The sequence below is a fragment of the Rohdeia mirabilis genome (assembly GCA_007750655.1).
Lineage (GTDB): Bacteria > Planctomycetota > UBA1135 > UBA1135.
In genome coordinates this window covers 1,178,119-1,205,096 of sequence record CP036290.1, presented here as the reverse complement: position 1 = coordinate 1,205,096, position 26,978 = coordinate 1,178,119, and the positions used below count along the sequence as shown (strand labels likewise).

The 26,978-nt window shown below is 71.9% G+C and carries 25 protein-coding genes; 3 read left to right on the top strand and 22 right to left on the bottom strand.

Translation table 11 applies throughout. The features are described 5' to 3' along the window. Window positions 1-33: 33 nt before the first annotated feature. The 13 genes from Pla163_RS04545 to Pla163_RS04485 form a co-directional block, all read right to left on the bottom strand. Window positions 34-1,737 carry a vWA domain-containing protein gene (locus Pla163_RS04545; RefSeq protein WP_145184244.1) on the bottom strand — a complete coding sequence of 568 codons (1,704 nt, stop codon included), beginning with the start codon at window positions 1,735-1,737 and terminating at the stop codon, window positions 34-36. A gap of 9 nt (window positions 1,738-1,746) precedes the next feature. Next, window positions 1,747-2,646, bottom strand: coding sequence for a DUF58 domain-containing protein (locus tag Pla163_RS04540; RefSeq protein WP_145184241.1), 900 nt, complete (start codon window positions 2,644-2,646; stop codon window positions 1,747-1,749). Continuing rightward, the gene (locus tag Pla163_RS04535; protein WP_145184238.1) at window positions 2,646-3,668 is read right to left on the bottom strand and encodes an AAA family ATPase; all 1,023 of its coding nucleotides are present in this window, start codon (window positions 3,666-3,668) and stop codon (window positions 2,646-2,648) included. Before Pla163_RS04535 ends, Pla163_RS04540 begins: the two co-directional genes overlap by 1 nt. 126 nt (window positions 3,669-3,794) lie before the next feature. Beyond that, window positions 3,795-5,393, bottom strand: coding sequence for a hypothetical protein (locus Pla163_RS04530; RefSeq protein WP_145184235.1), 1,599 nt, complete (start codon window positions 5,391-5,393; stop codon window positions 3,795-3,797). Next, complete coding sequence (locus tag Pla163_RS04525; protein ID WP_145184232.1) at window positions 5,390-7,825, bottom strand: tetratricopeptide repeat protein; 2,436 nt, start codon at window positions 7,823-7,825, stop codon at window positions 5,390-5,392. Before Pla163_RS04525 ends, Pla163_RS04530 begins: the two co-directional genes overlap by 4 nt. Before the next feature lie 414 nt (window positions 7,826-8,239). Next, the gene (locus tag Pla163_RS04520; protein ID WP_145184229.1) at window positions 8,240-9,346 is read right to left on the bottom strand and encodes a hypothetical protein; all 1,107 of its coding nucleotides are present in this window, start codon (window positions 9,344-9,346) and stop codon (window positions 8,240-8,242) included. A 227-nt stretch (window positions 9,347-9,573) separates the two neighbouring features. Beyond that, the gene (locus Pla163_RS04515; RefSeq protein ID WP_145184225.1) at window positions 9,574-10,782 is read right to left on the bottom strand and encodes an HlyD family secretion protein; all 1,209 of its coding nucleotides are present in this window, start codon (window positions 10,780-10,782) and stop codon (window positions 9,574-9,576) included. A 52-nt stretch (window positions 10,783-10,834) separates the two neighbouring features. Beyond that, complete coding sequence (locus Pla163_RS04510) at window positions 10,835-11,539, bottom strand: DUF4956 domain-containing protein (RefSeq protein ID WP_145184222.1); 705 nt, start codon at window positions 11,537-11,539, stop codon at window positions 10,835-10,837. Window positions 11,540-11,543: 4 nt separating this feature from the next. Continuing rightward, window positions 11,544-12,320, bottom strand: a complete 777-nt coding sequence (locus Pla163_RS04505; protein WP_145184218.1) for a polyphosphate polymerase domain-containing protein — start codon at window positions 12,318-12,320, stop codon at window positions 11,544-11,546. A 187-nt stretch (window positions 12,321-12,507) separates the two neighbouring features. Continuing rightward, on the bottom strand, window positions 12,508-13,101 hold the full coding sequence (locus Pla163_RS04500; RefSeq protein ID WP_145184215.1) for a hypothetical protein: 594 nt from the start codon (window positions 13,099-13,101) through the stop codon (window positions 12,508-12,510). Window positions 13,102-13,172: 71 nt separating this feature from the next. Further along, complete coding sequence (locus tag Pla163_RS04495) at window positions 13,173-13,808, bottom strand: DUF2238 domain-containing protein (protein WP_145184212.1); 636 nt, start codon at window positions 13,806-13,808, stop codon at window positions 13,173-13,175. Then, complete coding sequence (locus tag Pla163_RS04490) at window positions 13,805-14,455, bottom strand: hypothetical protein (protein ID WP_145184209.1); 651 nt, start codon at window positions 14,453-14,455, stop codon at window positions 13,805-13,807. Before Pla163_RS04490 ends, Pla163_RS04495 begins: the two co-directional genes overlap by 4 nt. Then, entirely contained in the window at window positions 14,452-15,456 is a 1,005-nt protein-coding gene (locus Pla163_RS04485; RefSeq protein ID WP_145184206.1) for an endonuclease/exonuclease/phosphatase family protein, read from the bottom strand. Before Pla163_RS04485 ends, Pla163_RS04490 begins: the two co-directional genes overlap by 4 nt. Before the next feature lie 66 nt (window positions 15,457-15,522). On the opposite strand from Pla163_RS04485, the gene Pla163_RS04480 reads away from it, so the two are divergent. Further along, the gene (locus tag Pla163_RS04480; protein WP_145184203.1) at window positions 15,523-15,930 is read left to right on the top strand and encodes a hypothetical protein; all 408 of its coding nucleotides are present in this window, start codon (window positions 15,523-15,525) and stop codon (window positions 15,928-15,930) included. Window positions 15,931-15,958: 28 nt separating this feature from the next. Here the strand turns inward: Pla163_RS04480 and Pla163_RS04475 are convergent, their stop codons facing one another. Together Pla163_RS04475 and Pla163_RS18740 are read right to left on the bottom strand one after the other, a co-directional pair. After that, complete coding sequence (locus Pla163_RS04475; protein WP_145184200.1) at window positions 15,959-16,522, bottom strand: DUF2199 domain-containing protein; 564 nt, start codon at window positions 16,520-16,522, stop codon at window positions 15,959-15,961. A 58-nt stretch (window positions 16,523-16,580) separates the two neighbouring features. Next, entirely contained in the window at window positions 16,581-17,120 is a 540-nt protein-coding gene (locus Pla163_RS18740) for a fatty acid desaturase CarF family protein (RefSeq protein WP_419186319.1), read from the bottom strand. Between the two features lie 339 nt (window positions 17,121-17,459). Here Pla163_RS18740 and Pla163_RS04465 point away from each other — a divergent pair, with 339 nt between their 5' ends. Continuing rightward, window positions 17,460-19,010 (top strand): sigma 54-interacting transcriptional regulator, encoded by a 1,551-nt coding sequence (locus tag Pla163_RS04465; RefSeq protein ID WP_419186318.1) that lies wholly within the window; start codon window positions 17,460-17,462, stop codon window positions 19,008-19,010. Here Pla163_RS04465 and Pla163_RS04460 read toward each other — a convergent pair. Then, window positions 19,007-19,585: a hypothetical protein gene (locus tag Pla163_RS04460; RefSeq protein ID WP_145184191.1), complete on the bottom strand. Its 579-nt coding sequence runs from the start codon at window positions 19,583-19,585 to the stop codon at window positions 19,007-19,009. The two genes, Pla163_RS04465 and Pla163_RS04460, sit on opposite strands and share 4 nt — an antisense overlap. Window positions 19,586-19,711: 126 nt before the next feature. Between Pla163_RS04460 and Pla163_RS04455 the strand changes: the two genes are divergently transcribed. Further along, the gene (locus tag Pla163_RS04455; RefSeq protein ID WP_419186317.1) at window positions 19,712-20,161 is read left to right on the top strand and encodes a GNAT family N-acetyltransferase; all 450 of its coding nucleotides are present in this window, start codon (window positions 19,712-19,714) and stop codon (window positions 20,159-20,161) included. Between the two features lie 25 nt (window positions 20,162-20,186). Here Pla163_RS04455 and Pla163_RS04450 read toward each other — a convergent pair whose 3' ends face one another. From Pla163_RS04450 to Pla163_RS04425, 6 genes are all read right to left on the bottom strand, one after another. Beyond that, window positions 20,187-20,534 carry a hypothetical protein gene (locus Pla163_RS04450; RefSeq protein ID WP_145184185.1) on the bottom strand — a complete coding sequence of 116 codons (348 nt, stop codon included), beginning with the start codon at window positions 20,532-20,534 and terminating at the stop codon, window positions 20,187-20,189. Between the two features lie 126 nt (window positions 20,535-20,660). Continuing rightward, window positions 20,661-21,317, bottom strand: coding sequence for a GNAT family N-acetyltransferase (locus tag Pla163_RS04445; RefSeq protein ID WP_145184182.1), 657 nt, complete (start codon window positions 21,315-21,317; stop codon window positions 20,661-20,663). A 61-nt stretch (window positions 21,318-21,378) separates the two neighbouring features. Continuing rightward, entirely contained in the window at window positions 21,379-22,311 is a 933-nt protein-coding gene (locus Pla163_RS04440; RefSeq protein ID WP_145184179.1) for a hydroxypyruvate isomerase family protein, read from the bottom strand. 20 nt (window positions 22,312-22,331) lie between these two features. Further along, complete coding sequence (locus Pla163_RS04435; protein ID WP_145184176.1) at window positions 22,332-23,354, bottom strand: hypothetical protein; 1,023 nt, start codon at window positions 23,352-23,354, stop codon at window positions 22,332-22,334. Window positions 23,355-23,424: 70 nt separating this feature from the next. Then, window positions 23,425-23,976 (bottom strand): GNAT family N-acetyltransferase, encoded by a 552-nt coding sequence (locus Pla163_RS04430; RefSeq protein WP_145184172.1) that lies wholly within the window; start codon window positions 23,974-23,976, stop codon window positions 23,425-23,427. Further along, window positions 23,973-26,900, bottom strand: coding sequence for a YfhO family protein (locus Pla163_RS04425; protein ID WP_145184169.1), 2,928 nt, complete (start codon window positions 26,898-26,900; stop codon window positions 23,973-23,975). The genes Pla163_RS04430 and Pla163_RS04425 overlap by 4 nt, the downstream gene beginning before the upstream one ends. Between the last annotated feature and the right edge of the window lie 78 nt (window positions 26,901-26,978).

Sequence of the window (26,978 nt, the reverse complement as noted above, 5' to 3'; positions counted from 1 at the left end):
TCGGGACGCGCGGCGCGCCGCCGTCCCGTTGGGTCAGGGCATGCGTCCGCGACGCACGAGGTTCCACTCGACGACGAAGAGGCCGGCGAGAAGGAGGAGGAGGAGGTTCGCCAGGTCGAAGGCGGACGACGGCGGCGCGGCGGCATCGCGGCTCGTCACCGCGTCGTCGAAGGGTCGCGCGGCGGGCCCGGCCGCGATGAGGACCGCTCCGTCGCCAGAACGGTAGAGCCCCGCGCGCGGCGGGACCAGTTGGCCGCCGACGGGGTCGAGAGCGGCTGTCGATTCGGCGCCGTTCGGTTCGAACGCGGCGCGCGCGTCGGGCAGCGGATCGCCGGCGCGCACGATCCAATGCGGATCGGCGCGACCCGAGAGCCACTCGAGCGCGCGCGCGACGACCAGCGGGAAGGCGGCGTCGCGCGCGAAGGCACCGCCGCTGCCGCACAGTTCGGCCCACAGGCGGAAGGCGCGCACCGGACCGACGCGCTCGCCGAGCTCGATCGCACGGCCGGTCGCGGTCGCCAACTCGTCGCCGTCGATCCACTCGAGACCCAGGTCGCCGAGAGCTTCGAACAACAGCGAGCGCGGGTCGGCCGCGTCGCTCTCGTGGACGAGCACGAACGCTTCGTCGTCGCCGTCCGCCGTCGAGAGCTCGAGAGCCGGCAGACCGCCGCCGAAGTCGTCGCCGACGTAGCGCACGACGACCTCGGCCCTGGAAGGCTCGACGAACTCGACGCCGGCGTTCGAGCGCAGCGCCATCTCGAGTCCCGTCGGAAGATCCGCGACGGTGGCGACGCGCAACGCGCGACGGTCGGGCAGGACGACTTCGGCCCGGCCACGCAGCGGCTCGGCGCCGGGGCCTTCGAACTCGACGGTCACCGCTCGACCGTCGCCGGCGAGGTCCTCGAACGTGAACAGCGTCCGTCCGTCGGCCGTCGCGACCGTCGTCGGCGTGCGTCGGTCCGCTCCGTCGACGAGCACCAGGTCGGTGCGACCACCGACGGTGCGCGCCCACACGTCGACGCGGTCGAGACCGGACGCCGACGGACCGCAGGCCACGTCCACGATCGCCGGAGCGACGCGCTGGGACCCAGCGTCCGAACCGGCCGGCAGGATCCGCTCGACGCGCGTGCGATCACCGAGCAGGGCCAGGACTTCGGTGCGCACCGGTGCGTCGCCGAGCAGGTGGACCACCAGCAGCGGATCCTCGCCCGCGCGCCGGGCCAGCACGAGCAGCGCGCGTTCGACGCCGGGGGCGCAGGCCTCGGGCTCCACGGCCGCGAGGCGCTCTTCGAGCAACAGCTCGTCCTCGCCCGGCGCGAGCAACGTCTCGAGTCTGGACCCGCAGGCCACGACGTGCCTGTGGGCGCGATCGGTGCGGCGGACCTCGTCGATCAGCGCGCGCGTCGCTTCCTCGAACCGCTCCCCCACCGCCATCGGCGCGGAGACGTCGAGCACGAACAGGTGGTCGGAACCGTCGTCGCGATCGGCGATCGGCGCCCCGAAGGACAGCCAACCGAGCAACGCCACGAGCAACGCCAACAGGTAGGCGAGCGGGTGACGGAAGCGCTCCATCAGCGTGCGCGCCCGCGTCTCCTCGAGCGCGTCGCGCCAGAAGAGCGTCGTCACGACCGTGACTTCGCGGTGGCGGACGCGCAGTCGCTGGAGTGCGAACAGGGCGCCGGCCAGAGCCAGTGCACCGAGCCAGAAGCCGGCGCCGGAGAGCGAGGTGAGGTTCATGGATCGGGGTCAGACGCGCAGGGTCCCGCTCTCGAACAGCTTCGCCAACTGCGGCACGACGGGTTCCTCGACGTCGAGGCGCAACAGTCCCGCGCCGCGCTTGCGCGCCACGTCCATCAACTCGCCTTCGAAGCGCGCGTAGGCCTCGCGGTAGCGCCGCACCACGTCGCCCGTCACCGACACGTCGCAGACGGAACCGCTCTCGCAGTCGACGAGCCGCAGGTCGCCCTCGAGATCGGGTCGCGAGTCGCTGGGTCGCGTGAGTTGCACGAAGAGCACCTGGTGGCGCACGTGGCGCAGTCCGGCCCGCAGCGCCTCGATCCCGCGCGGATCGAAGTAGTCCGAGACGATCACGGCCAGGCCGCGCCGCAGCCGCATCGCACCGAAACGCTTGAGGCTGCGCTCGATGTCGGTGGCGCCGCCGACCTCGATGCGCGCCATCGCGTTCGCGAGCGTCCACACCCGTCCTTTGCCCGCGCTCGGCGGCAGGGCGATGCGCAGGTCGTCGCTGAACGGGAAGACGCCGACGGAGTCGTGCTGTCCCAGAGCGACCGCGCCCAACGCGAGTGCCGCGCGCAGGCCGGCGCGACCGCGGGGCGGCGTCTCCACGAAGGCCGAGGCCGACACGTCGGGCAGCAGGTAGACCGGCAGATCCTCGAGCTCTTCGAACAGCCGCACGAACACGCGGCCCATGCGACGGTAGATGTTCCAGTCGATGGCGCGCAGGTCGTCGCCGGGCGTGTACGGCCGGTAGTCCTTGAACTCGAGGCCGCTTCCGAGCGCCTGTGAAGACTGGTCGGCGAAGCGTCCGCCGCGGGGCACGCGCCGCGCGACGATGCGCAGGCGCGTCAACGCGTCGAGGAAGTCGGCGTCGAGCAGCTCGGCCGGGTCGGTGACCGCGGTGGGCATCAGACCTGGGCGCCCGGAGCCTGGACGTGGGCCAGGACCGCGTCGACCACGCGGTCGGGCGTGATGCCGTCGGACTGGCCGTGGAAGTTGACGAGCACACGGTGGCGCAGCACGTCGTGGGCGCAGGCGCGCACGTCCTCGGCCGCCACGGCGAAGCGCCCGGCCAACAGCGCGCGCACCTTGCCGCCGAGCAACAGGGCCTGCGCACCGCGCGGCGACGAGCCGAGAGCCACGTTGTCGTTCACGAGCTTCGGCGCGTAGTCGCTGCCGGGCTGGGTCCCCATCACCAGTCGGATGGCGTGGGTCTTGGTCTGCTCGGGCACCGGAACGGCGCGCACGATCGCGCGCATCTTCGCCACCTCGGCCGCGTTGGACACGGCGTGGACCTGCGCGTCGTCGCTGCCCGTGGTCAGGTCGAGGATGCGTCCGTACTCGGACTCCTTCGGGTAGCCGACGATCAACTTGAACAGGAAGCGGTCGAGCTGCGCCTCGGGCAGCGGGTACGTGCCCTCCTGCTCGACCGGGTTCTGCGTCGCCATGACGCAGTAGGGTTCCTCGAGCACGATCGTGCGGTTGCCGACCGTGATCTGACGCTCCTGCATCGCTTCGAGCAGCGCCGACTGCGTCTTGGGCGTCGCGCGGTTGATCTCGTCGGCGAGGACGAGGTTCGCGACGAGCGGTCCCTGACGGAACTCGAGTTCGTGGCCGCCGCCCTCGGTCTCCACCAGCACCTGAGCGCCCTGGACGTCCGCGGGCATCATGTCCGGCGTGAACTGGATGCGACTGAAGTCCAGGTCGAGCGCCGAGCCGAGCGTGCGCACGAGCAGCGTCTTGCCCAGGCCCGGAACGCCCTCGAGCAACACGTGGCCGCCCGCGAGCAGTGCGGTCAGCACGCCGCGCACCACGTCCTCCTGGCCGACCATCGCCTTGCCGACCTCGCGGGAGATCGCGGCGAACGTGGACGTGAACTGGGCGGCGGCCTCGCGGGCCGATTCGGAAGTGGCGGCGACTTCGGTCGTCATCGAAACGTGCGTGTGGTGGGAAGGGGCGGCGGCGCGCGGCGATCGAGCCCGCGCCGAAGCGGTGCGACCGCGGCGCGCGCGGTCGTGGAAGGTGTGGATTCGGGGCGGCGCACCGCCGCCGTGGGTTCAGTCGTCCGAGGAGGGCGCGGGCGCGGGCACCTCGGCCTCGCTCGCTCGCAGGGCGACGAAGTAGCGGCGCACGGCGTCGCGCATCCAGGGCGACGACTGGGGCGACGGCACGTTGCCGAGCGGCGCCTGGGACGCTTCGCGCGCACCGGCCGCGACCGGGTCGGCGACCTCGGCGCGCGGTTCGACGCGCTCCTGGGTGATCTTGGTCTTGCCGCGGTTCGGTTGACCCTTCACGCGGTCGGGCACGGGAACGCCGAGCACGAGCGACGCGGTGCCGCGCGACTTCTTCTGCTCGCTGGGACCGCCGCGGCCGTTGGCGTCGGGGTTCGGTCGGTTGCCGAAACCGATCGAGAGGTCGCGACTGACCGGCGGGCGACGGTCGCGCATGTTCGGCTGCATGCCGCCGCGCGCCTTCTGCTCCTCGGCGTCGTCCTCGAACTCGTCGTCGTCCTCGATCTGTTGGTCGTCGGGCGTGTCGACCTGGTCCTTGCTCGACCAGGGCGTCGCCACGGCGTTCTTGTTCGAGCCCTTCGCGGAGCCGCGGCCGGCGGTCGAACCCGAGTCCTCCTCGGCGCGCTTCTTCTCCTGCTGCTCGTCCTCGCGCGTCTCCTCGGTCGGCTTGGGCTTCTTCGGCGTCTGCTGGGCCTTCGCCTCGCCCGCCGACTGCTGCTCCTGGTTGGAGGGCGTGCCCTTCGCCGAACCGGCGCCGCTCGAACTCTGCGCGTCGGACGACTCGCCCTCGCGCGTCGTGCCCTTGCTCTCCTTGACCTGGTCGGGAACCTCGGTCGCCTTGGCATCGGCGCGCACGGCGGTCTGGGTGCGGCGTTCGCGCGGTTCACGGGGCGGCGTCTCGGGCACGTCCGATTCCGCGTCGGACTCGCTCGCGGTGCGTTCGACACCCGTGTCGAGCACGGTGACTTCGCCCAGCGACGCGGTCTCTTCCTCGATCTGGCCGTCCGGATGGTGGAGTCGGTGCCCCGGGTCGATGCGCGCCGCGAGCAGCGTCAGCGCCAACGCGAGCGCCAACACCGCCCACTCGGGCCGGCGCGGACGCCAACCGAACGCCACCTGGGGCAGCACGGTGCCGCGCGCCTTCGAGACCACGTCGCGCGCGTCCTCGACGGCCGCCATCTCGAAGCCGTTGCGACCCGAGAAACCGAGGAACTCGTCCGCGGTGGTCAGACGGTCCGCGAGCCCGAGGTGCCGGTCGAGCACCGCCAGGGCACGCGCACGCGTCGCGCGCGTCTCGTAGGCGCGCCAGGTGCGGTGTGCCACGAGCGCGGCGAGCGGAACGAGCGCGCCGATCGACAGCAGGAGCGCCGTCCCGACGTACTCGCCGAGCGTCTCGGTGCGCCAGAAGTGCTCTGGGCGGCGCAGAAGGTTGAGGACGAGCGCGACGACGACCGCGAGAGCCGGCACCAGCAGCACCAGCCACAGGGAACGACTCGTGACGAGCGACGCGGTGCGCACGGCGCGGCGGTGCGCCAGATCGAGGGCGGTCCGCTCGGCCAGGTCGTGCAGGTCCTCGCGCAGTCCTTCGTTCGTGGCGCGCTGGGCGTCGGCCACCGAGCCCGTGTTCGGATCGTTCGTGCTCACAGCTCCTGCTCCGTCAGTTCGACGCGCGCGCTGTTGGCCTGGGCCACTTCGCCCGTCGCACGATCGATCAGGTAGGCCACCACCACGAGCTGCCGCGGATCGAGCGCGGTCCCGAGCGTCGGCACGTCCTCGGCGCCCTTCGCGACCTCGGCGGCGAGCCACGCGCGGTGCTCGTCCACCAGGTCCGCGAGCGCGACGTCGAAGCGGTAGGACAACTCGTCGGCGTCCTCGGACCACGCCACGCCGCCCGCGCCTTCGGCCAGGTTCGCACGCACCACGTGACGGTGCACGACGACCTGACTGGCGCCGGGGAACAGGACGCCGCGCTCGGCGAGCAGGACCATCAGGTCGAGGTCGGGATCGGCCGGCCCGCTGGCCAACACGTCCCCCACCAGACGACCGTCCGCGTGGCTCGCGACGATGTCGATCTCGTAGTCGGAGAACTGCCCCAGTTCGGTGACGACCGCCTGACGGCTCATCTCGTACAGCGCGTCGGCGTCGCGGTGCCGGCCGGCCGCGCGCTGCGCCGAGACGCCGTCGATGACGTTGACGATGCCACCCGTCACGCCGCGACGCGCCGCGACCTGTTCGGCGACGTCCGTGCACAGGGGCGAGAGTTTGGGGATCGGCACGTGGTACGTCAGCGGCACCATGTACTCGTCGCCGAAGTGGCTGGCGAGCCCCTCGAAGGCGAGCGCGCCGCCGAGTGCCGCGCGGTGGTCGAGATGCGCGCCGGCGAAGTACTCCACGAGGACGCGCCGGTTCGGCTTCACGTCCGCGTCCGGTTGGTAGCGCGTCGCGGCTCCGAAGCCGTAGACCTTGCCGGCGATCTGCAGATCGACCGTGTCCACCGACAGTCCGCCGCCCTCGCCGAGCGCCAGCGCCACGCGCTCGAGCCCTTCCATGGCCTGGGGGCCGCTCTCGGGCACGATGATCGCCTGGACGTAGCGCGACTGGGCCCGTTCGAGCCAGCCGCGGTCCTCGTACACGCGCCCCAGGTAGAGGTTGATCGTGCCGTCGTCGGGCTGGTTGAAGGCCGCCGACAACAGGTGGCGCCAGGCTCCGTCCAGGTCGCCGCGGTGGTAGAGGATCTGGCCCATTCGCGAACGCACCTGCGGACCCGACTCGGGATAGCGGTCCTCGCGCGCGGACGGCAGACCGCACTCACCGGCGAGCACGGCCGCGGTCTCCTCGCCCTCGGCGCGCAGGGCCTTCAAGAGATCGAGCGCGGTGGAGCAGCGCAGGTCCTTCGGGCGCGAACCGACGTAGCGCTCGATCGCGCGGCGCAGGTCCGGCTCGTCCGCGAACTCCTCGAGACGCTGGTCGACGAGCAGGCGCGCGGCCTCCTCGGTCAGGCGCGCCTCTGGCCAAGCATCGAGGAAGGCCTCGGTGGCGGCCGCTTCCTCGCGCACGCGGGCGGCGAAGAACGCGCGGTCGTCGGCGGGGAACGGCTGCTTCGCGCTGCGCTGGATGCGCGCGAAACGGTTCACGCGATCGATCTCGACGCGGAAGCTCTCGAGGAAACCGATCCCGAGGATGCCGAGGGCGCCGTCGGGGTGGGCCAGCGTCGACGGCTCGGGACGCAGGGCGAGAACGGTGGCCACGTCGAGCGGACCGATGCGCAGGAACTCGACGTCGCCGGCCGGCGCGTCGAGATCGTCGACGACGAGTTCGTCGATCAGCGCGTCGTGTCGCGACGTCCCGAGCGCCATGGCTCCGGTGACGTCACCGGGCAACCGCGCGGGCAGCCAGACCAGTCCGGAGTCGAGCGTGATCGGCACGTCGAAGTCGTCGGCCGAGGGCGAGACGGCGCGCGCGGCGTTCGCTCCCTGCGTGCGCGGCGCGTCGAGCTGGAGGTAGCCGTTCGCGAGGTCGATCGTCACGTGGTAGCGCGACAGGATTCCGGCGCCGATGGTGCCGACGACCGCGTTCTCGCCGATCTCGTGGCTGTGGTACTTCGTGAAGTCGTTCAGGAAGTCTTCGTCGCCGTGCGCGCGCCCGACGTTCGACAGCTCGAGGTCGGGGAAGATGATGCGAACCTCGCGCGGCGGGTTCGCGCCCTCGACGTCGAGGGCTTGCCGGCCGGCCGCGCTGTTGTGCAGTTCGAGCGCGCACTGGCGATCGAAGTCGACGAAGAGGTTGGCGGGGATCCGGCGCGCGTTCGTCGCGAGGTCGCAGGCGGCGACGAGCTTGCCCGCCACGATCGTGACGGGCAGGCGTCCGCTCGAACGCGCGGTCGAGGGCGCCGGGCCGGCCGCCGGGTTCGAAGCCGGATCGAAGGGCTGCTGGGCGAAGGCGGTCGTCGCCGCGCCGGTCACGGCGCCCGCGACGGCGAATCCGGTCGCGAGCAGGGCGCGCGCCGCCCGCGCGAACGCGCTCGAGTGTCGGCGCGCGCGGGTGGCCGTTTCGTTGTGGACGTCGATCGTGTGCACGGAGCGATGGAGGGAGGGTCGGCGGACGAAGGCTCGGGACGCGCAGCACGCGAACGGTACGGCGGATGGAGAGTGCCGCGAACGGACGCGGCACGGGTCCGACGCGGACGAGCGCCGTCGGGTTCGCGCGGAACGGCGGCCTCGCACGCACCGTCGCGGGGTCCACGCACCGAACGCGTGGCGGTCGGATGCGCTAGGCGGCGGGAGCGGCGCAGTGGCCGGGGCGAGAGACGCGCGAGGCGTGACCGCGGAGCGCGCCGTTGGTCCGTTCTCGACCTGCACGCATCAGCGGGTCCGCGGCGCGCCGCGCACCTCGCCGAAGGCCCAGGTGGTCTGCTCGAAACGGATCTCGAACGAAGCGGAGGAGTGTTCTGCCGGCACGCTCACGGCGACCGGAACGAATCCCGAGCCTCATCATGTGCCGGGGAAGACGCCGCTGACCAGTTCCGCACGGTCCTCGGCGTCGACGATGACGAACTTCGGCGAGGCTCCGATCGGCGTCCAGTCGTAGTACTCCTCGCCCGCGCGACCGTAGTACCAGACCTTGTCCGGCTCGAACTGGAAGGTGAGGCCCTGACGACCGTAGGTGAACTCGCCGGTCAGCGGGCCGCCCCAGGCCAGGGTCGTGGACGCGTCGGCTTCGACGACGATCTTCTCCATGCGGCCGGACGCGATCGAGACGCGGTTGTCGCCGGAAGCGAGGCGCCCTGTGTCGAAGCGGTAGGTCCCGACGGGAACGCGCGCGCCCTCGTCGTGATCGGCCAGGTCGAGGTAGACGTGGTTGCGGCGGTCGGCGACCTGCAGCGACAGGACCTTGCCCTTGGTCTCGAAACCCGAGACCAGGTCGAGCGTGCCGGTCGCGCCCTCGAAGGGTGTGAGTTCGAGGTGGGCGGCCGCGCCTTCGCCCGCGACGAGTCGCACGGTGTGGAGCGCGTCGTCCACGAGGATCACGGTGCTCATCGTGGTCGCGACGCGGCCGCGCCCGACGACGAGCGCGTCCTCGCCAGGCTCGCCGTACAGACCGTCGAGGTCCTGGTCGAACAGCACGATCTTGGTCTCTCCCAGGTTGCCGACGAGTCCGCCGGAACAGGAGTACTCCCAGCCGCCCTGGCCCTGTCGGACGCGCGCCGTGTAGCGCAGGGGCTCGCCGGCGGCGTCGGTGCCGCGCAGGGTGACCGAGACCGTCTCGCCCGCCGGCGGCGGTTCGATGACGGCCTTGAAGGTTCCGTTCCCCTCGACGTCGAGCATCAGCTTCCCGCCCTCGACGCGTGCGGCGAACGCGTCGCCTCCGGAGTGCGCGATCGGGATGCCGTCGGCAATCGGCGCGTAGCTCTCGTCGGGCAGCTCGAACTCGAACGTGCGGAAGCCGCGGTAGGCCAGTTCGACGGTCAGCGGCTCGACCGCACGGACGCTCGGTCCGTCGGGGGCCGTGCCGCCGGCGTCGGCGAACGGGGCAGGAGCCTGCGGCGCCCCCGAGAGGGCGGCCGCGAGGAACAGGGCGTGGGACACGGTGTCGAACATTCGGGCGTCGAACTTCGGGCGTCGGAAGTCGGGGACGGGGCAGAGCTCGACGCGCGGCCGGGCCCTGTCGTCCTCCAGTTATAGAGGAGATCGGGGGGTCTCGGCGGGATTCGCACGATCCCTCGTTCGCGCGGGTCCCACGGGGCACCGGCCGGGTCACGGCAGCCGAACGAATCACCCGTGAACGCGCGCCGTGCACGCGATCCGGCCGCGCCGAAGACCCCCCGTCAGGGCACGAGCCGCGCCCACAGCCGCGCACCGGGCACGGCCGTCGTCCCGGCGGGCAGGGCGATCAAGAAGCTGTGGCCGTGTTCGGGCACGCGCGGGTCGAGCCACAGGCGCTGGGGCAGTTCGACCAGTCGCGGCGCCGCGGCCACCACCTCGCCCTCGATGGTGATCGGCGCGCCGTCGGGAGCGAGCACGTCCACACCGCCCAGCTCGAGCCGGTCCCCCACCACCAGCGCTCCGGTCTGGTCCTCGCGCAGGAACAGGTCGGCCTGGTGGCGCCCGGTGCTGCTCCGACTGGGCGCGACCAACGTCACCAGGCCCTCGTCGGCCACGGTCCGGCGCCCGGGATGGGCCAGGACGCTGTCGATCCGGCCGGAGACGGGCGCGCGCAGGACGAGGTCGTCCGCGGCCAGGGCCAGGCGCGCGGCGAGCGCGGTCTGCACGTCGATCCGGCGCCGCAGTGGTTCCAGCAACGACGGCTCGTCCGCCGGGAGCAGGGCCGCCGTGGACTCGATCTTCGAGTCGCGCAGGAGTTCGAGCCGTTCCTCGGCGCGTTCGCGAGCCCGTTCGAGGCCTGTGAGCTGTTCCTCGCGGCGCGCGACCTCGTCCGCGATCGCGGCCAGGCGCGCTTCGATCTCCGCCGCCTCGGAGCGCGGCGTCAGGCCGGGCTCGAGCAACTCGGCCAGATACTGGAGGCGTACCTCGTAGCGCCGTCGGTCCACCTCGAGTGCGGCCAGCTCGACCGTCGCCGACAACGCGTCGAGTCGCAGCTCCTCGACGTCGAGCTCGAGGCGACGCAGGTCGGTCGCACGTTCGCGGACGAGCCGTTCGTCGCGGTCGAGCGCGTCGAAGGCGAGCCGGCGGCGCTCGGCCTCGATGCGCGCGGACTCGGCGCCGACCTCGGCCTCGAGGGCGAACGCTTCGGCGCGGGCGACGGCCAGGTCGGCCTCGAGCCGCGCGCCGTCGAACGTGCACAGGACGTCGCCCGACTCGACGTGTTCGTAGGCGCGCGCGAAGACCTGGTCGACGAGCTGATCGGCCGGCGCGCGCAGGATCACCTCGTCGCCGCGCACGATGGCGACGAAGGTCCGCGCGGGCGCCTGGTGCATGACCATCCACCACAGCGCGACGGCTGCACCGAGGAACGCGAACGCGGCGAGCGGTCCACCGCGCAGGTCGGTGAACCACTGGCGCAGCGGCGTGCGCACGCGGCCCGTCGGGCGCGGGGGCAGCGCTCGCTCGCTCTCTCGGACCTCGCTCTCAGATCTCTGCAATCTGATCCCTCACGACGAGCGACGCATCCGTCGCACGGGCGTACTGCCGCAGTTCCTCGACCATCTCGTCGCCGCGCTGGCGATCGCGCAGACGGACCTCGAACACGTACTCGACCGCTTCGCCACCGGCCACGTGACGCGAGGAGACCTGGCGCACGCGGCGGCAGAAGCGTCGGAGCGTGGTCTGCATCTCGCCGGCCGAGGTCGGTAGGTGCGGCAGGCGCACGGACAGGTGTCCGTCGAAGCGCGTGGTCGCACCGAAGTCCACGGCGCGCATGTACAGGATGACCGCCAGCAGAGCGGAAGCACCGAACAGGGCCACGACGTGACGTTGGGCGCCGAGCGCCATGCCGAGCACCAGCGCCACGAAGATGAAGCTGGTGTCGCGCGTGTCCTTGAGCACGTTGCGGAAGCGGATGATCGCCAGCGCGCCGAGCAGTCCGAAGGCCGTGACGATGTTGTCGCCGATGACGAACATCACCAGCGTCACCGCCATCGTCAGCACGACGAGCGACTGGGTGAACGTGCGGCTGTAGCTGACGCCGACGTGCGTCCAGCGGTAGACGACCGCGATGCACTGACCGAGCAGGAACGCCAGCAGCAGCGACACGGCCAGACTCTGGACCCCGGTCGCACTGTTGGTCTCGAGCGCCGACAGGGACTCGAGAAAGCGTTGGAACTCGACGTTCATCGTCTCAGCTCGCGCGGTACCTCAGCGCGCCGATCTCGGTGCGGCGCGCGGCGTTCACGCAGATCACGTACTTGGCGACCGACCGGCGCACGAGGCCGAAACGTCGCGCGAGGTTCCCCAGCCAGCCCGGGAACGTGTTGGTGAACTTGATCTCCAGGATGGGGTTCGTCAAGTACGTCTGCCGCCAGTCGCCGTCCTCGCACGACAGCTCGCCGTTGGGCGAGTCGGCGTAGCGCAGTTCGGTGTCGAACGTCACGCGCACCGGGTCGGCGCCGCGCGATTCCCAGGCCTCGCGCTGGTAGTGCACGCGCAGCGTCGGGCGCGCGATCAGACGCCGGGTGAGCATCGAGAACTCGGCCGCATCGACGGTGTCGGACTCGCGTTCAAGGGCGTACTGCTCGCCGTCGAGGAACGCGGCGACCGCGGTGCGCGACACGGGCGCGCGACGCTTGTAGATGACGCCGTCCATGCGCTTCTTGACCTCGCAGAACACCGGCGACTCGGGCGCGTCGTCGTAGGTCCGCAGGCGCAGTTTGAAGCGGTTCTTCGCGCCGTCGACCGTGTCCTGGTAGAGCGCCAGCCGCGGCGAGTCGAGGTACAGGCTCGAGACCGTGTAGGCGCGCCCGCCGGTGGCCGAGAGCGGGCGGTTCGACGTGTTCTCGTCCTGCTCCATGAACGTGGAGAAGAACTCGCGCAGCGCCGGCAGCTCGCTGGGCTCGACGACGTACTTGCACTCGAAGCGCGAACGCAGGGTGCCGTCGCTGTGGAAGACTTTGGACATGGGGAGCGACGGCGGCTCCGAACGCCCAGGAGCGTCGGGAGGACCGCCGTTTCGGGCACCATCGGACGCTCGGGGGCCCCGCCTGGAGCGCCCGGAACGGAAGAAAACCGCTCCGCCCGGTGGCGAGAGCCGGATCCGGGGGCGGGATCCGGGGGCCGGATCCGGGGACTGGGCGGCGCGTCCGACCTCAGAACGAAGGGACGAGCGTGAAGCCGATCAGCCCGATCGGGCCTTCGCCCACCTCGCGGCCGTCCTCGTCCAGGTTGATCTCGAGACCCGCCGCGAGAACGATCTCGCCGCGCCAGCCGCTCGACAGGTCGAAGCCGTAGCCGATCTCGACCGTGGGCTGGAGCACCAGCACGTCCGTGCTGCCGCGCGTCTCGCCGGGCGTCCCGGGGCCGTCGATCCAATCGATCTCGAGCTCCCAGAGGTCGACGCGCGCGCCCCACAGCCAGCCCGATCCGCTGTCCTCGCGGCCGGTCACGGTCTGGTCGAAGTAGCGCCGGTACCCGAGGCCGCCGCCCCAGCCCGCGCCCTCCTCGTCGTCGCGCTCGCCGAAGTCGCGGCGATCGGTGACGTTGGCCGCGATGCGCGCGGTGATGAACTCGCCCGCCCCGACCTCGGTCCGGGCGTGCAGACCGGCGATCACGCCCGCGGGGTACATCTGAACCTCGGCGCCGAGGGCTCCGCGCGCCGGTCCGCCCCCGGGGGCGACCGCGACGCAGGAGGTCGAGACGGCGAGGAGCGCGAGGGCGGCGACGGTCCGGTGGCTGGCGTTCATGGGGCAGCAGGGTACGCGGTTCGCTCCGGGGCACGCCAGGGCCAGCGGTCCGCTCCCCGCGCGCCCGGCGGTCAGGCTGCGAGGCGTGCGAGCGAGCGGTCGTGCGCACGGCCGAGCGTCGCGAGTGCCAGCAGCGCCCCCACGAGCGCGCAGAACATGTCCCACTGGGTGTCCCACACGTCGCCCTGGGTGCCGAGGAAGGACTCGGCCGCCTCGCCGCTCGCCGCCGCGGCCCACCACTCGAGCAGCTCGTAGAAGGCGCTGAACGCGAGCGGCGCGCAGACGCACAGGAAGAACAGCCACTTGCCCGTTCGCAGGGGCGACGTGCGCAGCAGCAGCTCGCGCGCGAGGATCGCCGGCACGAAGCCCTGCAAGAGGTGACCGAGGCGGTCGTAGGGATTGCGTTCGAGGCCGAGCGCGTCGCGCACCCAGTCGCCAGCTGGAACCTCGGCGTAGGTCCAGTGCCCGCCGACCATGAGCACGACCGCGTGCAGCGACAGCAGGCCATACAGCAGCGGCGACAACGGGAAACGCCGCGCGGTCGGCACGAGCACCGCCGCGCCGATCACGACCGGTGCGACCTCGAGGATCCACGTGAAGCGATCGGCGGGTCCGATGCCGCTCCACACGAGACCGACCGCGGCGACGGCGAGATAGAGCACGAGGCCGCGGGGCAGTGCGATCGGGCGCGATTCGGTGCCGTTCACTGCGACACCTCGTCGAGCCGGAGCACGATCGGCTCGTCGAAGAAGCGCGCGAGTTCGACGCTCTCGAAGGGTTCGAGGCCGAGCAGATCGAACTCCACCCCTTCGCTCGGGACGAACGCAGCGACGGGATCGACGCCCGCGGGGACGTCGAAGCGCGCGCCGACGGCCGCGCGCGTCGTGCCGCTCCCGCTTCCAGCGGTGAAGCCCAACTCGACCGTCCGAGTCTCGTTCTCGCGCACGACGGGTCCGAGCGCGATCTCGATCCAGTTCAACGTACCGACCCGCTGGTGGAGGCTGCCCCCGCGGGCCTCGGTCTCGAAGCGTTCGTCGCCGAACGCGTCCAGCGCGACGGCGTTGCGCAGCGGGCCGTACGCGCGGGCGAGCTCGATGCGCAGGCGCGGGTCCTCGCGGTCGGACGCGGTGGGAGCGCGCCTCTCGACCCGGTCGTGCTCGACGACGAAGCGCAGCGTCGTCGTTCCGTCGGCGCCGGTGGTCACCGCCGCTCCGGTCAGGACTGCTCGCGCCGGCAGGTCGTGACGGCGCCCCCACCAGATCCCCCACAACAGCCCGATCACGATCGTCGAGACCACGAGCCAACCGATCACGCGTTGGGTCGTGCGGTCGTCCAGGTCGAGGGTGTCGTTCATCGGTGGTCGCTCCGTCGGGCGTTCGCGATCGCGCGCGACTCCACGCGACACTCGGCGAGCACGGCGCGGTGGTCCGAGGGCCACGGTTCGACCACGAGGTCCGCGAACGCCGGCGACTCCCCCACCACGAGCACGCGTTCGACGACGACCGCCCGCCCGGCCGAGTCGCGCGCGAGCACCAGGTCGATGCGGTCGTGGCGGTCGGTCGGATCGTCGGGCGCGGTCAGCGGCGTCCAGGTGTGCCCGGGGCGCGCCACCGGATCGGGATGGACGGCGCGGAACAGGTCGCGAAAGCCGGCCGCGGCGAACGCCCCCGAACTCGGCCAGTCGACGGCGACCGGTGCGCGTCCCGCCGCCACGGCCGCCGCGGTCCAGTCCAGGTGCGACGGTTCGTTGAAGTCGCCGGTGACGAACACGGGCGCGTCCCAACCGCTGGCGTCGATGTCCGCGACGATCGCGGCGACCTGGTCGCCGCGCGCCTCCCGCGCGGCAGCGACGGCCTCGGCCGCGGTGTCGAGGAACGCTCCGCCGTGGTACTCGATGCCGACCAACTGGTACGGCTGGTACGGCGCGTGGGCCAGGTGGCAGGTGAACAGGGCCAGGGCTCCGCCCGGCGCGTCCACCAGCACGCCGTGGCCGCCGGGCGAGCGCGCGAGGATCGGCCAGCGCGACAGCAGCGCGCGGCGCCCCGCGAGTCCGATGTGCTCGAAGCCCAGGAGCTCGGCCACTTCCACCGTGCGGTCGGGCCGCTCGTCGCCGCCCGCCGGGGCGCGACCGGCGGCCTCCTGCACCCCGACGAGGTCCGCGCCGCAGGCTCGGATCGCCGCCGCGATCGCCGCGACGCCGCGACCGTCCCCGTCGACGCCGCCCGCGTCCCCGCCGTGCCAGAGGTTGAACGACAGGACGCGGACCGCGGGCGTGTCGGCCCCTCGAGGGCCCGCGCAACTGGTCACGAGAAACCCCGCGACGAGCGCGAACAGGAGGGTGGGACGCGTGAGCATGGTGATCGAGCTGAACCGCCGGACCGGCGGAACGCTGGCGCCACCCTAGCGAGCCGAGGCACCACGATGGAAACGAGCGAGCACACCAAGGACGGTTCGACGGGCGGCGGAGCGGGGACCGGACGCCCCGCCGACGCGCGCGCGTCGGGCACGGTCGCGTCGGGGTCCGTCGCGTCGGGCACCGTCGCGGGCGGTCTCGCGGTCGCGATCGGGATCGCGCTCGTGGTCGCGGCACTCGTCGCCACGCTCGACGCGAACACGGTCGTGTCCGCCTCCGGCTCGAGCGGTGCGCCGACGCGGATCCTCGGCGCGCTGGCCCGGCCCCTGCACGAGGCCGTGCACGGTCCGTCCCCGTCGGGCCCGGCGCCTGCCGACCTGGCGCGCACCGCCCAGTGGCTCGTGGGCGCGGCGCTCGTTCTCGGCCTCGCACTCGCCGGGGCCGGCGTCGCGCTGTGGCGGCGCGCGGAACGCTGACTTCGCGCCGCACGCGCGCGGCCCGCGCTCAGCCGTCGGCCGAGTACCGGTCGGCGTGTTCGATGTACGGCTTCAGGATCCGCAGCAGTTCGCCGAGGTCGATGCCCTGACGTTGATGCACGGCGAGCGCGTGTCCGCTGGGCTTCAGCTCGAGCCGCGGCCGCTTGCCGTCCGGTTGCAGGTGCACGTTCGTGGCGAGCGGCACGTCGTGGTCGTAGCCGGGCACCGCGTTGGACAGGCTGCCGACGTACGGACCTTCGTCGTCGGGCGGGTCCTCGTCGAACAGCTCGCGGTAGCGCACGAAGTCGGGTTCCTCCAGCGCGACCCAGACGCCGAAGCAGTACTCGTAGTCGGTCTCGCGCACCGGCACCGGCAGGACCGCGCGCACGAAGTGCCGTTCGCCGTCGACGATGCACAGGTCGTTCGAACTGCGCAGGCGAGCGGGGCGCTCGTCCTCGGGGATCGCGAAGGCGTCGTCGGGCAGGCGGAACGCGAGGTCCGGGAGCCCGCGGTGCTCCGCGTCGCACTCCGCGCAGCGGTAGACGAGGGGCTCGTCGTCCGGCGCGGTCAGGTCGTCCCAGCTCGGTTCCATGGCGCTCCGGGGCCCGATCGGACCCCGGAGCCTGTTCGTCCGGATGCGGGTCCGGGCTTCAGCGGACCAGGTCGGCGCGCCGCGGAGCGCCCAGGATCGGCACGGTGACCCACTCGAGCGCGCGCCAGAACCGGATCCGATCGAGCAGCGGGTTGAGCCAGTCGGTGGTCGTGCAGTAGTGGCTGTTGCGGGCGCCGCTGTGGTGGCGCGCGTGGTGCCGCACGGACTGGAACAGGCCGATGCGTTGGAGGCCGCGAACCACCGCCGGCACGCGCCGCCGGGGCATGTGCGCCCACTTGTGGATCTGGTTGGCGTTGCCGGCCAGCAGCGCGAACAGCCACACGTGCCAGGTCAGAAGGCCGAGGGCGGCGGCCCCTGCGACGAGGGCCGCGGCGATGGCGAGGAGCTGTCCGTTGCTGTCCCAGTAGCCCTTGCCGAGCATCGCGGCCGGGCGTTCGTGGTGTTCGACGTTGGGCGCGATGACGGACGGACCGATCACGGGCGTCGACTCGGTGAAGAAGGTGTCCTCGGCCCAGTGCACGAGGCCCGAGACCAGGTCGGCGGCGAGGAGGACGGCGGAGGCTTGGAGGATCAGCATCGTTGGGTGCCTCGCGGCTCGGGCTCCGGGCCCGGGCGTCGAAGGGCGGGCGGTGGAAGTGGCGGCGGGAGGGGCGATTCCCGCCGCCCAGCGGCCCCGACCATCGGGGCCGACCGCGCCGCGCGACCGGGGAGCCGGTGCGCGACGGGCGGCGCCAATGCGCGCGCCGTGCCACCGGGCGGGCCCAGGCGGTAAGTCACTTCCTGCAAACCCCTTGCAGCGGATCCATCGCGAGTCGAGCGGGCCGCCGCCGACGCCGCCAGCCATCGAATGCACAGCGCCTGTACATTCGATGCACAGCACGCCGGTGCGCTCTTCCCATCGACCCCGCCCCAGCCCATGGCCCTCCTCACCCCCGCCGAGCGCCGCGAGTGCGAGTGCTTCCGCGACCTGGCCTTCGTGAACCCGTTCCTGCCCGAGCGGGTCGAGCTCGAACGCCGGGCCCTCGGCGACGCGTTCGTGCCCTGGGGACTGGCGCGCGCGCCGCGGCCGGACCTCGAACCGGACCCCAACACCCGGACGCTCCTGGCCCGCAGCGCCGAACTGCTCGCGCGACTGCAGGCGCGAGCGGCGGGCGGGAAGCGCGCGGACGCGAGCGAGCTCGAGCTGTGCGGGCACCTCGCCGTCTTCGTCCTCTACCACCGCTTCCACGACCGGATGACCGCGGTGGCGCTCGCCCTCGACGAGCCGGTCGCGCGCGTGCGCGCGCCCTGGTTCGCCGAGTTCGAGCGCGAGACCGAACAGCACCTCAGGCTCGGCGACGCGCGGCTGTTGCCCGAGGAGGACGCTCCGCGCCTGCTCGCGCTGCTCGTGCAGATCGCGCGCTGCTTCCACAACGTCTTCGTGCGCATCGGCGGGCGTTCGGAAGCGGCGGTCCGCCTACGCGCCGAGATCTGGCAGTCGGTCTTCACCCACGACCTCCTGCGTTACCGCCGCTGTCTGCAGGACCGCATGGTCGAAGTGCCGACGCTCGTCACCGGACCGTCGGGCACGGGAAAGGAGTTGGTCGCGGCGGCGATCGGTCGCTCGGGACACGTGCCGTTCGACGTCGACAAGAGCGCGTTCGTGCTGGAGGAGGGCGAACTGTTCCTCCCGCTCGCGATCTCGAGCCTGTCGCCGAACCTGGTCGAGTCCGAACTGTTCGGGCACCGGCGCGGAGCGTTCACCGGCGCCCTCGAAGATCGCGCGGGATGGTTCGAACGCTGCCCCGGCTACGGCACGGTCTTCCTCGACGAACTGGGCGAGATCGACGCCGAGATCCAGGTGAAGCTCCTGCGCGTGCTGCAGACGCGAGCGTTCGAACGCATCGGCGAGCACGAACCGCGGCGGTTCCGTGGGCGACTGGTCAGCGCCACGAATCGCGATCTGGCGGCCGAGATCGAACGCGGCACGTTTCGCGAGGATCTCTACTACCGCATCTGCGCCGACCGCATCGAGACGCCCGCCCTGCGCGACCTGATCGCGGGCGACGCCGGCGAACTCGAGCACCTCGTCAACTTCGCAACGTCCAAACTCGTCGGCGAACGCACGGCGGGCGAGACGGCAGAGGCGCGCGAGCTGGCGGCCGAGGTCAGTCGGTGGATCGAGTCGAACCTCGGCCTCGACCATCCGTGGCCCGGGAACTTCCGCGAGCTCGAACAGTGCGTGCGTTCGTACCTGGTGCGCGGCACCTATCGGCCGTCGCTCGCGAACGACGGCGAGGCGCGCTCACGTTCGAACGCACTCGGCGACGCGGTGCGCGCCGGAGAGCTGACGGCGGACGAGCTGCTCGATCGCTACTGCGCGCAGGTGTACGACCACGTCGGCACGTACGAAGGTGCGGCGCGCGCGCTGGGGCTCGACCGGCGCACGGTGAAGGCTCGAGCCGAGCGGGCGCGGACGAGCGACTAGCGCGGCTCCGGCGGCGTGCCGAGCTCGATGCTCCGACTTCCGGAATCGGCCCAACGCAGCCCGCTGACCCTCCACTGCTCGTCGACCTCGATCAACTCGAGGTCCACCTCGACGACCTCGCCCGGCTCTCCGCCCTCGACGGTGTAAGCGCCATCGCCCTCGTACGTGATCGCGAAGCCGAAGTGGAACGCGGTGCGACCGTTGTGGGTGTTCTTGGTCATCTGGGTGCGCTCGGCCCGCACCTCCTTGCCCCAGGTCGCGCGCCGGGTGGAGAGTTCCGCCATGGCCGCGTCGAACGCGTCGCGATCGAACGCCGCCGGATCGACCTGGATCCAGGCGTCGTCGAAGCGCTCCTCACCCACCGCCTCGAGGAACTCGTTCGCCACTTGCGCGGAGTCCATGAAGGACTGCACCAGCCCGGCGCCGAACGTGAGGGCCAGGACGGCGGCGAGGCCCAGACAGCCTCCACAGCCGAGGCAACCGATCAGCGCGGCCTTGAACCCGCTCGACATGCCGCGTCGCGGCGCTTCGTAGACGTCGAAAGTGTCTTCCTCGGATCCGCGTAGGTCTGCCATGGTGTCGGACAGCATAGTCGGTCCGTGGCCGCGCGCGCCGCACCGCGCGCACCACGCGAACACCTCACCGCCGCCCGACCAGTGGCCGACACCGATCGACCGCGCAGCACCCGAGTCCCTGAGCCCGTGACGGAACAGCCCATCCCCATCGAACTGCGCGACGTCAGCGACGAGGCCGACCTGCGCCGTTGCTATCGCCTCGTGCGCGAACTGCGTCCCCACCTCGACGAGGACGGCTTCGTCGAGCGCGTCACGGCCCAACGGGCGGACGGATTCCACCTGCTCGTGGCCTGGAGCGAGGACCGTCCGGTGGGCGCCGTCGGCTACCGCTACGGCGCCAAGCTGGCCTGGGGCGAGCACTGCTACGTCGACGACCTGATCGTGGATCCGACGCGGCGCTCGCGCGGTGTGGGACACGCGCTCCTGGCGGAGGTTCGGCGGCGCGCGATCGAACGCAACTGCGAGGAACTGCACCTCGACTCGCGCCGCGAGCGCAGCGACGCACACCGCTTCTACGAACGCGAAGGACTCGCACCGTCCAGCCTGCACTTCCGCCAACGTTTGCGCGGAACCTGAGCCGAGCCGCGCGTCACGACGGCCTTCAGGTCGCGGTGCCGAGCGCGGCCAACAGCCCCTCGGCGTCCTCGACGTCCACGACCACGCGCGTGTACGGACCCGACCCGTCCAGGTCGATGACGACGCCTTCGTGACCGAAGCGCGACATCCAGAACTCCTTCCGATCGTCGCCGTAGTACGTGCCGGCCGCGATGACGCCGGGGATCGAGGTACCGGGCATCTTCCAGAAGGGCGGTCGCAGCTCGCCGTCGAAGCGCGACACGGCCCGGATCGACGCGCGCTTCAGCGTCACGGCGCCCTTGAGCGACCAGATCTGGTCGAGGCCCTTGATGTCCAGTACGAGCGTGTCGGTCGTGAGCTTCCAGGTGGTCATCGCAGCGTGACGGTCGGGGTTGGATGGTCGAGCGCGAACGGTCCGCGCGGGTCTCGTACGCCGTTCGTGGGGCCGCGATTCACTGGCGGCGTCGGAACGCGCGAGGCGCGCGCCGCTGCCGAGTCGTCAGCGACTCCAGTAGGGCGCGGGGCGGCCGAGCTCCTCGCCGTCGTCCCCCACCAGCGTGTCGGGAGGGTTCAGGCCCGCGCGGTCGGCGACCTCGAACCCGCGCGTGTACTCGCGGTGCGTCGGGAACTCGGCGCGGTCGAGCGGCCAACGCTCCTCGAACCACTTCGAGACCTCGGCCAGGAGGTACGTGTCGAAGTCGGCGTCGAGCGTATCGGCCGTGACCCAGTAGTTGACCACCGCCGCGCGCGGGGAGCCCTCGACCGGATTGACGTAGACACAGCCGATGCAACGCTCGCGGTCGGGCGTGAGGACGGTGTACGCGAACGCTTCCCCGCGCCCGAACTCGTCCCAGTGGCGCTGCAGGTCCTTCTCGTTCTGCGCGAGCTCGAAGCCTTCGCTCGGCCAACTCCCCCAGCGCAGCGCGTTCTGCAGGTGCGGGATGCTCGACATGAAACCGTCGTAGTCGAGCTTCGCCACGGCCGGGCGCAGGGGCTCGAGGCGCATGCGCTCGGTCGCGAGCATCCACGGAGCTTCGAAGGCCGGATCGAAGGGCGTCGCCACCGTGAGATCCGCGTGCCCGTGACCGCCGTGGTGGTGCGGACCGGCACAGCTGGCGACGACGAACAGGAGAGGAGCGACGAGGAGCGACTTCATGGGGGGATCGAAGAGGGGCGTTCGGAGGTACGGAAGTTCGGTGGCCGAGGGCGCGACGGACTCAGACGGGGTCGACCGAGCGGTAGGCGTCGATGACGGCGCGCTCGCCCTCCACCCCACCGCGGCTGTTGCCATGTTCCATGCCGACGACGCCGTCGAAGCCCTTGTCGCGCAGGTGCGCGAAGACGCGTTCGAACGCGATCTCGCCGGTGGTGGGCTCACAGCGTCCCGGATTGTCGCCGACCTGGAAGTAGGCGATCTCGCTCCAGGCGCGGTCGATGTTCGGGATCAGGTTCCCCTCGGTGATCTGCTGGTGGTACAGGTCGTCGAGGATCTTGCAGGCGGGCGAGTCGACGGCGCGGCACAGCAGGTATCCCTGCGCGATCTTGGTCAGGAACTGGCCGGGGTGGTCGGTGCGCGCGTTCAGCGGCTCGAGCACCATCGTGAGACCCGCGGGCTCGAGCACCTCGCACATGGCCTTCAACGTGTCGATGCAGTTGGCCGTCTGGTAGTCCCACTCGAGCCGTTGGTCGTAGCGGCCGGGCACGACGGTGACCCACTTCGCACCGACGCGCTCGGCCACCTCGATCGCTTCGCGACAGCGCTGCTGTAGGGCGGTACGCGCCTCGCGGTCGCCGTTCACGTAGCGCGCGGTGCCGAAGTCCGCGTCGAGCACGAAGACGCCCATGCGCATTCCGAGCTCGCGCAGCGCGGCGCCCACGCGTTCCTGGGTCGCGACGTCGCGGCCCATCATCCCGTTGTCCTCCCAGGCCCGGAAGCCCTCGTCGGCGGCGAAACGCAGCTGATCGACGAGGTCGTCACCCGCGTGGTGGCGGAACATGCCGAAGTGCGGCGCGAAGTCGAGTGCGAAGGGGCGCCGCGTCGATTCGTCGTCCTGGCCAGCAGCGGCGGCGACCGGGCCGATGCCCGCAGCTGCGCCGGCTGCGAGGCCCGCGCCCAGGAGCGTGCGCCGATCGAAGGTGTGGTCGTTCATGGCTGCTTGCGATCCTCGGGTCACTCGGTCTCGAGTTCGTACTCCCACGAAGCCTCGCCCTCGTACTCGAGCACGATCTCCATGACCATCCCGAACTGTTCGGCCGACATCGTCAGTTCGCGCTCGATCTCGCCGTCGAGATCGAAACGCTCGAGGCGCCCGAGCTTCGTGTTCCAGACCAAGCTGCCCTCGATCGTCAACGCGCTCGACACCATGACTTCCTCGAACGACTCGAGTTCGTCGAACTCCTGTTCGCGGCACAGGCGGCGCAGGTAGTCGGCGGCGTCGACCGAGGTGGAGATCTCGGCCTCGAGCGCGATCGTCTGGAGACCCGTCTCCGCGTCGAACTCACCGAGCGCCAACTCGGCGTCGCCCTCGGCCTCGCCGAACAGCGGCATGAGGGCCACCGTGCGCAGCATGAAGACGCCGATGTCGTCCCCGTCCTCGACGGGAATGCCGTGCGCGTCGCCGCCCAGCGCCAGGATCTGCACGAGGTTCGCCGCGGGAACGGTCCAGCCCTCGCCGAGGTCGGCGCCGGACTCGGGCAGGAAGCCGAGACCGTCGAGATCGAAGGTCAGGCCTTCGAGCCAGGCGTCCTTCACCTCCGACTCCTCGTCCACCGCTGCGACCGTGTACTCGCCGCCCTCCCCGCGCGTCCACCGCAGGGCCTCACCGACGAGCGCGCTCTCGAGGACGACCTCGACCTCCTGCGTTTCGCCACCCTCGTCGATCGAGGCCTCGAGCGCGTCGTCGAGACTCTCGATCGTGCGCACGAGCGTCAGCGGCCGACCGCCTTCGCTGTTGCCGTAGACGTCGCGCACCGACAGCGAGCGTTCGTGCTCGAGCGTCATGACGAGGTCGTCCGGCATCGGATCCTCCTCGCCGTCCACGACCATCGCGCCGCCGACGAGTTCGAGCGAACTCGAGTAGGAGAGCGACTTGACCGCGGTCGTCCCCTCCGAGACGTCGAAAGCGATCTCGACGTCGAGGGACACCGCGGCGGGTAGAGCCAGGGACACGACCGACAGGAGCAGGGTCTTCATGGCCGGTACACTAGCAAGCACCCGGCGCGCGCATGCACACGGCGCGACCCCGAGCCGCCCCGTGCCCGCGTCACTCGCCCAGGCGCAGCGCCATGACGTGGTCCCGCTGCGGATCGCTGCCCAGCTGGAACACCGCCTCCCCCACGACCGCGAGCCCGAGGCGCCGGTAGAACGCGATCCCGCGCGGGTTCTCGGACCAGACGCCGAGCCACAGTCCGCGGCAGCCGCGCGCGCGCGCCTCCGCGACCATCGCTTCCATCAGGCGGGCGCCGACGCCGCGGCTGCGGGCGCTCTCGAGGACGTACAGCTGACAGACCTGGAGCCAGGGCCCAGCGCGTTCCTCGAGGGTCGGATCGACGAGAACGACGCTCGGATCGCTCGACGGCGGATCACCGGCGAGCTTGGCCATCCCGACGGCGCGTTCACCGTCGCGCGCCAGCAGGTAGCGCACCCCGTCGCGCGCCATCTCGCGCTCGATCACCCAGGGGGCGTAGTAGGACTCGACGTGCGCGCTCACGTCTGCGCGCGTGTTCCGCGGCCCGAAGGCCTCGTGGAACGCCTGGGCCCCGACCGCTCCGACGAGCGGCGCGTGGTCCGAGCCCACGAAGTCGATGCGGATCACGGCCGCGCCTCCTGTCCACCGCCGCGTCGCGTGCGCGCGGCCAACAGACCCACGAGCAGCGCGAGTCCGAAGGCCACGCTCGCGAGCGCCGCACCGGCGCGCAGGGACGCGGGTCGGTAGACGAAGCGCACGCGGTGCTCGCCGGCGGTGAGCGGCAGTCCGCGGAAGACGGCGTACGCGTACTCGAGCTCGCGCCGCTCGCCGTCCACCTCCGCCTCCCAGCCCGCGAACATCATGTCGGTCAGGACGAGCAGTCCGTCGCCGTCGAGCGCGACGTCCACTTCGACGGTCGTGTTCGTGGAGCGCGGCGCGCCGACTTCCGCGCGCTGCATCGGAGTCCGCGGGCGCCAGTCGCCGTTGATGCTCGCGACCGCGCGCGGGTCGAAGCCCGTGCCCGACCTCACGAGCGACACCAGGTCGTCGAGGCCGATCACCCGTGGCACGCAGAAGGCGCGCGGCAGCGGCTCGTCGGCGGCGTAGACGTGGACCTCGGCGAAGCGCGGCGCACCGGCGTCCGGGCCCGCGACCAACGTCCAACCCGGCGCGGCGAACGGTTCGGCGAGCGCGAGGCGCTGCACGCCGGTGAGTCGGAAGAGCGGACTGCTCACGTCGACGCCGCGCGCGTTCCAACCCAGGATCGGATGGACGCCCGGCAGGAGGACGTAGGGCACGAAGTTGAAGTAGCCGAGCGGCTCGAGACCGTCGTAGCCGCGCAACGAGTACAGCCCGCGCACCATCGCCGAGTTCGGCGGCATCACGCCCGGCCCGCCCATGAAGCGCGTCCCCGGCGGCGCTTCGGCCAACACTCTCTCGGTCGCCGTCTCGGGGAACACACGCCGCGCGTCGATGGCCGGGTTCAGGCCTTCCGCGAAACCGATCAGGCGCACGGCGATGCCGCCGACGACGAGGATCCGCGCCCAGCGGCGGAAGGCGAACGGCAGCACCGCCCACAGCGCGAGACCGAGGAGGAAGCCCGAGGAGAAGCGCACGGGTCGCACCACGTCGATGCGCGTGACCGGCACGTGCTCGACCGCGCCACTGCGATCCTCGAGCGCGAGTTCGATCGTCCACCACCCCGGCGAGAGTCGCGACGTGTCGAGGTAGATGGAGCGGAACCAACGCGCGCGTTCCGCGACGTCGTCGGGCACGCGCACGTCATTCGCGGACAACCGCGCGCGCGCCGTGGCCGACGGCGCGTCGAACAGATCGAGCGACGTGCCCGAGCCGCCCATCGCGACCGCGTCGGTGCGCTGCGGGACGAAGCGGACGCCGACCCGCTGGACGCGCTCGGGGTCGTACCAGCCCTCCAACTCGATCCGGCGCGCGGACGTGCGTTCCTGCGGCACGACCACCAGTCCGGCGGTCTCGAGCGCGGTCACCGAAGGCGCGGGCGGCGGCGCAGTACTGCGCGCCCACTGGGACACGGGGCCGACGACCAGCGCGAGCGCGAGCACGCCGACCATGCCGAGCACGCGCCCCGAGCGCTTCGAGACCTGCCAGCCCTCGGCGGCGAGCAGCGCGATCCCGAGCGCCGCGACGGGTGCCAGGCGCACCGTGGCGCCGAGCCCGATCTTGGGGATCTGCTGCTTCAACTCGAGCAGACCCGGTGCGCGCTGGGCCAACCACCACGCGAGGGCCGTGCCCACGATCAACACGCCGCGCCCGCGCAACGGACCGCTGCCGCGCGCGATCGACGCCAGCGCCAGCGCCGCGATCGCGAGCGGCGCGAAGAGACTCGCCTCTTCCAGGTACGAGCCCGGCCCCAGGTAGCCACCCGCTTCGTCGGGCCGTCCGAACAGCCCGGGCACGAAGGCGAGGACCGCACCCTCCGGCAGGCCGCGGAAGCCCAGGACGAGTGCGCCGAGCGCGAGCGCGCCGATGCGCAGTCCGGCGCGCAGGGTCGCGCGCCGCTCGAACAGGCCGCCGAAGCGGCGCGCGCCCGTGGCGATCCAGGTGGCGACGACGGCGACGGCCGCGAACAGTCCGACGAGATCGATGTCCGCGAACGTGGACCGCTGTCCTTCGCGCACGGCGGTCGCGGCCGAGTCGCCCAGGTACTCGAGGAACGGCACGAGCATCGGACCGGCCAAGCAGGCTCCGAGCACGAGTCCCGCCGCGGCCAGCAGTCCGGCCGCGCGCTGGGTGCGTGCGAGCACGAGACACCACAGGCCGACGAACGCGCAGACGTAGAAGCTCGTCTCCGGATGGCCCGCGAGGACACAGGCCGCGCTCGTCAGCGCGAGCAGCGCGAACGGCAGCACCGCCGACCCACCGCCGCGCCGCGCACGCGCGATCGCCTCGACGCCGAGCAGCAGCCACGGCAGGAAGACCGGCACGTGCCCGAGCGGGTGGTTCAGCCACAGGACGGTGAAGCCGCAGAAGCCGAACCCGAAGCCCGCCAGCCACGACGCGCTGCCGAACAGCCCCAGCCGGCGCGCGAGCAGGAACGCGCCGAAGGCTCCGAGTCCGAGCCGCAGCCAGGCCGTCAGCGCCAGTCCCAGCGCGAATCCCGGCTCGCCCGCCAACCACTCGAACAGGACGAGGACCAGCACCTGCGGATCGAGCACGCCCGCCTGGGGATTGCCGAGCGCGGGCGCGCCCAGGTACACGTGCGGATTCCACAGGGGCGGATCGCCCGCCAGCCAGCTGCGCACCACCCAGCGGTAGTAGGGATGGAAGACGGTGCCCTGGTCGGACAGCTCGGCGTTGGCCACGTCGGGCTCGAGCCCCTGCTCGGCGAGGTGGGCCGACCAGGGCAGTTGGCTCGTGACGGTGTCCACCGCCAGCAGCGCCCGTCCGCTCGGATCGAGCAGCGCCTCGCGCAGCGGCACGAACGCACAGGCGAGGAAGACCAGGAGCGCCAGCCAGGCCGGAGCCTCGCGACCGGTCGGCGCCGGGTCGGATTCGGTGGACGGGTTCGCCATGAGGACGCGCCAGGGTAGCCGGGCGCTGGGTCGGAACGCGCCGCCGGGTAGGGTGCGCTCCAGCGCGTGACGCCACGC